The 8532-nt window shown below is 70.7% G+C and carries 7 protein-coding genes and 1 pseudogene; 4 read left to right on the top strand and 4 right to left on the bottom strand.

Annotation, left to right across the window (positions count from 1 at the left end; all coding sequences use genetic code 11):
- Positions 1 to 1684: pseudogene (locus OO69_RS49190) on the bottom strand (hypothetical protein); the annotation flags it as partial.
- A 299-nt stretch (positions 1685 to 1983) separates the two neighbouring features.
- Between OO69_RS49190 and OO69_RS51115 the strand changes: the two are divergent.
- From OO69_RS51115 to OO69_RS47670, 3 genes are all read left to right on the top strand, one after another.
- On the top strand, positions 1984 to 2736 hold the full coding sequence (locus OO69_RS51115) for a GOLPH3/VPS74 family protein (protein WP_026150485.1): 753 nt from the start codon (positions 1984 to 1986) through the stop codon (positions 2734 to 2736).
- Positions 2737 to 3118: 382 nt separating this feature from the next.
- A complete protein-coding gene (locus OO69_RS47675; protein ID WP_033287311.1) occupies positions 3119 to 3976 on the top strand; it encodes a helix-turn-helix domain-containing protein in 858 nt (285 codons plus the stop codon).
- A gap of 242 nt (positions 3977 to 4218) precedes the next feature.
- Positions 4219 to 4428, top strand: a complete 210-nt coding sequence (locus OO69_RS47670) for a DUF397 domain-containing protein (protein ID WP_033287310.1) — start codon at positions 4219 to 4221, stop codon at positions 4426 to 4428.
- 218 nt (positions 4429 to 4646) lie between these two features.
- Here OO69_RS47670 and OO69_RS47665 read toward each other — a convergent pair whose 3' ends face one another.
- The 3 genes from OO69_RS47665 to OO69_RS47655 form a co-directional block, all read right to left on the bottom strand.
- Positions 4647 to 5519, bottom strand: a complete 873-nt coding sequence (locus OO69_RS47665; protein ID WP_033287309.1) for a MerR family transcriptional regulator — start codon at positions 5517 to 5519, stop codon at positions 4647 to 4649.
- An 89-nt stretch (positions 5520 to 5608) separates the two neighbouring features.
- Complete coding sequence (locus OO69_RS47660; protein ID WP_033287308.1) at positions 5609 to 6112, bottom strand: glutathione peroxidase; 504 nt, start codon at positions 6110 to 6112, stop codon at positions 5609 to 5611.
- Positions 6113 to 6186: 74 nt separating this feature from the next.
- Positions 6187 to 7152 (bottom strand): ArsR/SmtB family transcription factor, encoded by a 966-nt coding sequence (locus OO69_RS47655; protein ID WP_033287307.1) that lies wholly within the window; start codon positions 7150 to 7152, stop codon positions 6187 to 6189.
- A gap of 71 nt (positions 7153 to 7223) precedes the next feature.
- Here OO69_RS47655 and OO69_RS47650 point away from each other — a divergent pair, with 71 nt between their 5' ends.
- Complete coding sequence (locus tag OO69_RS47650; protein ID WP_033287306.1) at positions 7224 to 8411, top strand: membrane protein; 1188 nt, start codon at positions 7224 to 7226, stop codon at positions 8409 to 8411.
- Positions 8412 to 8532 lie beyond the last annotated feature (121 nt).

The raw sequence follows: 8532 nt of genomic DNA, 5'->3' as shown, positions 1-8532 counted from the left end.
GGCGGGGGGTGTCCCTGCGGGGCGTGCGGGGCTCGTCGAGGGGCTTGAGGGCGACGAACTTGCTGGTGCGCTCGGCGGGGGTCTCGGGGGTCTCGGGGGTCTTGGAGGGCTGGGGGGTCTTTGTGGCTCCGCCCAGCTTGAGCATGGTGGTGGGCTGGTCGACCTGGGGCTTGGGGGGTCGTGGGGCCTTGAAGACGGCGGTGGGGTGATCGACGGCCTCGGCTCCGCCCTCGGCCGCCTTCGTGTTCCCACCCGCACCGCCCGTGCGGGTCTCGTCGTCGGGTGCGGGTGGCCCTGCGGGGGCCTTCTCGTCGCCGGCGGCTTGCGGTCGTGCGTCGGAGGGGGCGGCGTCTTCGGGGTCGGTGCCGGTGCCGGTGGTCTGGGGGGCCGCGTCCGTGTCGCCTTCGGCGGCTTCCGGGTGGCTGTCGGCCTTCGGGGGCGTCGCGTCGGTGGGTGTCTTGCCTTCGGCTGACTTCGGGCGGTCTTCGGTCTTCGGTCCGGCTGCGTCGGCGGACGTGCTGCCTTCGGCGGGTTCCGGATGGTCGGCGGTCTTCGGCCCGGTCGCGTCGGTGGGCGCCTCGCCTTCGGCGGACCCCGGGCGGTCTTCGGTCTTCGATCCGGTCGCGTCGGCGGACGTGCTGCCTTCGGCGGGCTCCGGACGGTCGGCGGTCTTCGGCCCGGTCGCGTCGGCGGACGCCTCGCCTTCGGCGGACCCCGGACGGTCGTCCAGCTTCGTTCCGGTCGCCTGAGGGGATGTGTTGCCTTCGGCGGGCTCCGGGGCGATGTCGGCCTCGGCTTCAGCGGGTTCGGCGTCGGAGGTCTCGCCCGAGGCGGTCTCGGTGGCCTCAGGCCGCGCGTCAGCATCCGCGTTGGCCTCGTCGGCTTCCGCGGACGCGGGAGCCCCGGCCGCCTTGGAAGCGTCCTCGGTGTCGGCGTCGTCCTCCGCGGCAGCGGCAACGCCCCGCTCGCCCTCGGTCACGTCATCGTCGCCGGCGGACTCGCCCCCGGCGTCAGCCGAATCGCGTGCCTCGTCGTCCCCGGCACCCGCACCCCCGGCCCGCTCGCCTGCGTCGGCGCCCTGGGCGGTCTCAGCGTCCGTGGAGGCGTCGGAGACGGAAGCTTCCCCCGCGTCCTCGGCGTCCCCGGTCTCCGGGCCCTCAGCGGGCGTCTCCGCGCCCTTGGAGGCGCCGGCGGAGCTGTCGGCCGTAGCGACCGCGTCCTCCGCGCTCTCAGGCACGTCAGCCGTCTCGCCGCCGGAGGCTTCCGCCCCGGTCGGCCGCTCCCCGGCCGACCCCGACGTCACCCAGGCCGCCACAGCCGCCCGGAGCCGCGCATCGCCCTCGGAGCCGCCCGACCCGCCCGACTCACTCGACCCGCCCTTGGCGGAAGGGTTCTGCGTATCGGCGTCCTCGGAGGCCTCGGCGTCACCGGAGTCACCGGCCTCGGCCGATGCACCTGCCTCCGACCGCAGCTCCCTGATCGAGAAGATCTTCGTCGCCGTGTCCACACCCCCCCGCTGCGCCGCGGCCGCGGACACCGCGTCCTCGCGGGCCACCGCCAACCGGGGATCGCGCTCACCCCGTGCCTCAGGAACCGGACTCGCGCTCCCCGGCGTCGGTTCTGCCGACGACTCGCGCTTCTTCGACCTGTCGGGGGACTCGCCCGCCACCGATGCCTCCTCCATGCGCCGCACGCGCCGCGTGCGTCAACCGAACCGACCGAGATAACCGAGTTAGCTACAGAAACAGCCGAAAAATCAGCTGGAAGTCAGCTGGATGTCGGCTGGGAAATCTCTTACCCGCAGTCCGGACAACGCATCAACACCGCTGTCCGAACCATGTACCAGTGTCCTGTGTGCGGGCTTAACCCCACCGGTAGACGAGAACGACATACCTACCGGTTCCACTACGAAGCGGTCACGCACCCTCGACAGACCAATGTGAGAGGGGTCACCCTGTCATTCATCCACGCGGGGAGGCATGGATGGGCAGGAGCCGCAGAACACTTCCGGAAGAGCTTCTGCTGCTGGCATTGGACCCGGCCACGGGTACCACTGCACAGCCGCAGTCGCTCGACCTCGGTCTGGCCGGAGCACAGCTAGTGGAGCTGGCGCTGGCCGGACGGATAGCCCCAGACGGGGATCGTATCGCCGTGGTGGTACCACGGCCGACCGGAGATCCGACTTTGGACTGCGCGTTGGAGTTGCTGCGAAGGCGTGGCGCTCCCGTACGTGCAGTGAACTGGATTGGCGGGCCCCGACTGGGACTTCGCCAGACCTACCTCTCGCATCTCGAGCGGTGCGGCATGGTGCATGCCGTGGCGGGACAGATGTGCGGGGTGCTGCCGACGACTCGCTACCAAGCGACGGACAACGAGATCAGCCGCGAGATCAGGGGCCGACTCGATTCCGCGATCCGCACCGGTGTGCCACCGGACCCGCGGACAGCCGCGCTCGCCGCACTGGCGCACGCGGTAGGTCTCGGCAAACACCTGTATCCGGGTAATGAGGGACGCTCGTCCCGCTCCCGGCTGCGGGACCTGATCAGGCACGACCCCATGGGCGGACTCGTGGCGCACGCCGTGATGGACGTCCAGAACGGAGTGGCGGCACAGCCACGCCGTAGCCCGGCCCCGGCCGGCCGTCAGGCCGCGCCCGGATCAAGGCCACCGGAACCGGCTCGTGGTGTTCCGATGCAGCCGCACCGCGGCACCATGGCGCGCGCCGTGGCTCACTGAGCCGCAGTCCCACGGCACACGCCGGCACCGCGGAGGCACACCGCACGACCGGTACCGACGCACCACCGCACGACCGCAGTACACGCCGCACCGCAGTCCCCAAGACCCGGTTCGGGAGCCGCTGGTCCGAGCGGGGTGGAGTAGACGTAACGTCTCTCCACCCCGCTCGGCCGCATCTACGGACGCCTTCGCGGACGCCTCGGGCAACCCGAACCTGGCTCGTACCTGCCGCATATCCACCGTTTCCCAGCGGTAGAAACCACCTTGGTGGCAGTCTGCTCAACAGCAGATACGCAAAGTGGCAAGCGCGTGGCAAGCAGTGAGCAGCACGTAGCAGTCAGCAGTGGCAAGTAGAGGCATGCAGCCGGAGGTGCACGTTCCCGTGGCGTCAAGTGTCAATCCCACCGTCAGGAGACGCCGGTTGGGCCAGGAGTTGCGTCGACTCCGAGAGCTCAAGGGCATGACGGCCGAAGAAGTCGCCGAGCGGTTGCTGGTGTCGCAGTCGAAGATCAGCCGGCTGGAGAACGGCCGGCGCAGCATCAGCCAGCGCGACGTCCGCGACCTGTGCGGGGTCTACGAGGTCGAGGACGTCCGCATCGTCGACTCGCTCATGCAGATGGCCAAGGACTCGCGCCAGCAGGGCTGGTGGCACTCCTTCGGCGACATTCCGTACAGCGTCTACATCGGACTGGAGACGGACGCGGCGAGCCTGCGCGTCTACGATCCCCAGGTCGTCCCCGGCCTGCTGCAGACCCGGCAGTACGCCGAGGCGCTCATCACCGGGGCGTTGCCCGAGACGGCCCTGGCCGATGTCGAGAAGCGCGTCCAGGTGCGGCTGCGCCGGCAGGAACGGATCTCCGCGCCGGAGAACCCGCTGCGGCTGTGGACCGTGATGGACGAGTCCGCGGTGCGCCGCGTGGTCGGCAACCGCTCTTTGATGCGGGACCAGTTGGAGCATCTCGTCGAGCAGTCCCAGCTGCCGCACGTGACCGTGCAGGTGATCCCGTTCGACATGGGCGCCCATCCGGGGCTCAACGGGCAGTACGCGATCCTGGAGTTCCCCGACGCGGCGGACTCCAGCGTCGTCTACATCGAGGGCGTCACCAGCGACCTGTACCTGGAGAAGGCGAACGACGTCCAGAAGTACAGCGTGATGTACGAGCACTTGAGGGCGCAGGCCCTGAACGTGGACCAGTCCCGTCAGTTCATCGCGGACATCGCGAAGGAATACGCGCGCTGAGGGGCCCCGTTGGCGGAAGGTGCCGCAGAGTACACCTTCCGCCGGTCGGGATGGAAGCACCAGGGGTATATGCCACCCGGTCGAGTGAATGGCCGCTTCGCGCGCCGATGTTGGCGAGTAGCGTCGATCACGCCATCGAGCAACAGGCTTTGGCGCAAACCGTGTTGTACGTCCGATGCGTTCGTGGTCGGACGTGACGCGCGGTGACAGCAACTCATCAACTGGCAATAACCGGAGCAAAAATGGCAATTCGTCAGGGCGCCACGGACAAGTGGACCAAGTCCTCGTACTCCACCGGGAACGGCGCATGCGTCGAGATCAAGTCACCGGTTCTCGCGGCCATGGCCGTACGGGACTCCAAGGTCGACGGGGGTCCGGCGCTGGCCTTCCCCGCCGACTCGTGGAACGCCTTCGTGGCAGATGTCGCGCGGGGGGCGCACGACCTTCACTGATGCGGCTGGTTCACCTTTCACAACTCCATAAGCAGCACAGTGCAGTTCATGCACGACAAGCAGTACGAGCAGCACAAGCAGTACGAGAAACACAGGCAGTACGAGCAACACAGGCAGTACAAGAAGCACAAGCATTTCAAGAAGAGCCCTCTCGACTGGCCCGCCGTCCTGGCCGAGGGGGCTCGGCTTGTGCCCGGCGCCGTGCGCCGGCCGGTGCCTCACCCCACCGGGAACTCCACGGGGAACGCCACATCGCACACCGGGTCCCCAGGCCCCGCCGCCCCCCACTCCGCGAAGTACACCTCGCGACAGGGCCCGGCGTACCGCAGCCCCCGCTCGGCGACCCACTGCTCCACCGCCTCGAACGCGGCCAGGATCTGCGGATGCGCCACCTGAGCCTTGGTGATCCGGGCGTACGCCAGCGTCCGCGCCGGCTCCACCCGCACCGCCGTCTGCCGGGCCCGCCCCTGGCGCGCCGCCCACGCCCGCGCCGCCGCCTCGTCCGCGACCGGTACGCAGGCCTCGGCCGGGCCGTCGCTCTCCGTCGACACCTCGGCGTGGTAGACGACGAACGGCGCCGCGCTCACACCCCCGCACTCCTCCGCCGCCGCCTCGAGTCGCCCCAGCGAGGCGGGGATCCAGGCCGGCAACTCGTCCGCGAGGGTGTGCCGGGTCTCGGTGATCAGCACCTGTTCCGGTACCTCGACCGTCTCGACCACGAACTGTCCGTACATCTCGGAGCTCCTCCCCGAAAGGCGTGCACGGAGGTACTCGGCGAGCGTGCGCTGCCCGGCGACCCGGGTCTCCACGTCCGTCCAGTACGCGGCGAGGAGATCGGCGGCGTCGCTCCCGTCCGCCTCCACCACCGAGGCGATCCGGGCCAGCGGCATGTCCAACTGCCGTAGCAGCGCCACGAGTCGGGCCCGCTCGACCTGGCCGGCGCGGTAGTAGCGGTAACCGCTGACCTCGTCGACGTGCGCCGGAGCCAGCAGTCCGAGCCGGTCGTACAGCCGCAGCGCCTTGGCCGAAAGCCGAGCCCGCGCCGCGAACGCCCCGATGGTCAGCAGGTCGTCGTCGTCCATCTCAGCCATCCTCCGTCACCGGGCGGTTCCTGTCCGCCCGGCGAGAAGGACGCTCAGCCCTGCCCCAGGGGCAAGGTCAACACCTGCCTGCGGCAGACCTAGGCGACGGCCGTCTCCACCGCCGCCACGACCTCCGCCGACTCCGGCTCGGTCTGCGGGGAGAAGCGGGCGAGCACCGTGCCGTCGCGGCCGATCAGGAACTTCTCGAAGTTCCAGCGGATGTCACCGGTGTGGCCCTCGCCGTCCGCGAAGCCGACGAGGCGGTCGTACAGCTCGTGCCGGCCGTCCCCGTTGACCTCGACCTTCTCGGTCAGCGGGAAGGTCACGCCGTACGTCGCCGAGCAGAACTCGGCGATCTCCTCGGCGCTGCCGGGCTCCTGCCCGAGGAACTGGTTGCAGGGCACGCCCAGCACGGTGAAGCCCTGCGCCGCGTACCGCTCCTGGAGCCGCTCGAGGCCCGTGTACTGGGGGGTCAGCCCGCACTTGGAGGCCACGTTCACCACGAGGACGGCCTTGCCCGCGTACTGCGAGAGGTCCGCCGAGCCGCCCGTGAGCGACCCGATCTCGACACCGAGGGGACCCGTGTTCTCTGTAGTCGTCATAACCGGATGCTAACTCCGGTAAATGTCGTTCTCCCCACGGGCCCATAGGTCTACGGTCCCGCGGGCCCCCGCACTCACAGCCCCGCCGCCTTCACCACGACCTCCCCCGCCGCCGTCCGCGAATACAGCACCGACCGCCCCGCCCGCCGCCGCTCCACGAGCCCCGCGTCCAGCAGCACGCGCAGATGCCGCCCCACCGAGCCGAGCGCCTGCCCGGTCACGGCGGTCAGCTGGCTGGTGCTCATCGGCGACCCGAGCAGCGTCAGCACGGCCGCGCGGGAGGGGCCCAGCAGCGCCCCCAGGCTCGCGGGCACGGGCCGCCCGCCATGGTCGGCGAGGACGCCCGCGCACGGGTACACGATGGCGTACCGATCCGGCGCCTCCCAGGACACCCACCCGCCCTTCGGCGTGACGGGCATGAGGAGCAGCTCCGCGCCGGAGATCTCCCGCGGCGGGTTCTCGTGCAGGTTGATCTGCAGCCGGCTCTCCCCGAGCCACCGCGTCCGCCCCGGCGACAACGTGTCCAGCACGGCCGCCCAGCCGCCCTGGCTCACCTGCGCCGTCCGGGCCACCACGTCCGCCTCCAGCACCCGCCGTCGCCGCGCCCAGTACGGCCGTACGGTCTCCTCCCAGACGTACTCCAGGAGCCGGGCCGCCCGCTCGGGCAGATCGTCGCGTTCCAGGGCGGCGGGGAGCGGCCCGGCGAGCGAGACACGGAGGTTGTCCCGCGCGGCCTGGGGCCGGGTCTCCCGCACCCGGGCGACGGTCTCGGCGAACGACTCCCGGTCCGTCTGGGTCGGGCAGAAGAAGTCGGCGATCCAGGCCCGCCCGAGCGCGGCCCGCACCAGCGCGCCGGTGACCGGATCGGCCGCCAACAGCCCCTGATAACCCGGCAGATGATCCCGCAGCCACACCTGCTCACCGGGGTGCGCGCCCACCCCCGCGTGCAGCAGTTTCAGCGCCGCGAAGGTCTCAGCGAACGACGACAGGACGAACCGGCTCCGCGCGAGGGTGTCCGCGTTGAGCTGCCACAACCCCATCCGCCCACCCCCGTGTTTCGCGTCCGCGCGAAAGAATAGGACCACCGCCCACACCCCCGCAGACTCCGCGCATGCGCAGCTACCGCGAGCTCTTCCGCACCCCCGAGTACACCCCGTTCTTCTTCTCCTTCGCCGCCCAGAACGCGGCCCTCACGATCAGCGGCCTGGCGCTCGCCACCCTCGTCTACAAGGCGACGGCCTCCCCCTTACTGTCGGCCGTGAGCATGTTCGGCCCGCAGCTCGCCCAGATGCTCGGCGCGACCTTCTTCCTCTCGGGCGCCGACCGCCTGCCCCCGAGGCTCACCCTGACCGGCATCAACACCGCCTTCGCCGTCTGTACGGCGGTCCTCGCCCTCCCCGGCCTACCGATCGGCGCGGTCTTCGCCGTCGTATTCGCGCAGGGCCTGATCGCCTCCCTGGGCGGCGGGGTGAGCGGCGGCCTGCTGAACGAGATCCTGTCCAAGGACGGCTATCTGCTGGGCCGTTCGGTCTTCAACATGGCCTCGGGCCTGATGCAGGTGACAGGCTTCGCGACCGGCGGAGCCCTCCTGGCCCTGCTCGCTCCCCGAGTCTGCCTGCTCCTCGCGGCGGCGCTGTACGCGACGACGGCCCTGGTCCTCCGCCTAGGCCTGACCGCCCGCCCACCCCGCACGGCGGGCCCCCCGTCGGTGGCCGCGACCTGGCGCACGAACGCCCTCCTGTGGTCCTCCCGCCCCCGCCGCCTCACCTACCTCGGCATGTGGGTCCCCAACGGCCTGATCGTCGGCTGTGAATCCCTCTACGTCTCCTACGACTCCGGTTCCGCGGGCGTCCTGTTCGCGAGCGCTGCCCTGGGCATGTTCGTAGGCGACCTCACCCTCGGCCGCTTCACCCCACCCACCCTCCGCGCCCGCCTGGACATCCCCCTGCGCCTCCTCCTGGCCACCCCGTACCTGCTCTTCGCCCTCCACCCCGGCATCCCCTGGTCGGCGATGACGGTCTGCGCGGCCTCCATCGGCTACGGCGCGAGCCTCGTCCTCCAGGAACGCCTGATGGAACTCGCCCCCGACGAACTGGCGGGCCACGCCCTGGGGTTGCGCTCCGCGGGCATGCTCACGATGCAGGGCGTGGGCGCGGCCCTGGCAGGCACGGCCGCCCAACTAACCTCCCCGGCAACGGCGATGACCCTGATGGCCGTGACATCGGTAGCGGTGACACTGACTCTCGCCCTGCTGGGCCGACAGGCGCGGGGGGAGATCCCGGAGGCCCAAATGGCTTAAGGAGCCAGGGTGTTGGGGCACCCGGCGGGGCGACTAAGAACCGCGCCGGGCGCCCCGCTCCCACTCCGCTCCCACTCCGCTCCCACCCCGCCCACCCCCAACCCCCAGGGGCGCGGGGAAC

Origin of the sequence: Streptomyces sp. NRRL F-525, assembly GCF_000716605.1 — a bacterium.
Taxonomy (GTDB): Bacteria; Actinomycetota; Actinomycetes; order Streptomycetales; family Streptomycetaceae; genus Streptomyces.
This window is presented reverse-complemented; position numbering and strand designations above follow the sequence as displayed.

Bases quoted from the DNA above. Each gene is read 5' to 3' on its own strand.
- OO69_RS47665 (WP_033287309.1), bottom strand. From the start codon at position 5,519: ATGGCTGAGATGGACGACGACGACCTGCTGACCATCGGGGCGTTCGCG.
- OO69_RS47650 (WP_033287306.1), top strand. From the start codon at position 7,224: ATGCGCAGCTACCGCGAGCTCTTCCGCACCCCCGAGTACACCCCGTTC.
- OO69_RS47670 (WP_033287310.1), top strand. From the start codon at position 4,219: ATGGCAATTCGTCAGGGCGCCACGGACAAGTGGACCAAGTCCTCGTAC.
- OO69_RS51115 (WP_026150485.1), top strand. From the start codon at position 1,984: ATGGGCAGGAGCCGCAGAACACTTCCGGAAGAGCTTCTGCTGCTGGCA.
- OO69_RS47660 (WP_033287308.1), bottom strand. From the start codon at position 6,112: ATGACGACTACAGAGAACACGGGTCCCCTCGGTGTCGAGATCGGGTCG.
- OO69_RS47655 (WP_033287307.1), bottom strand. From the start codon at position 7,152: ATGGGGTTGTGGCAGCTCAACGCGGACACCCTCGCGCGGAGCCGGTTC.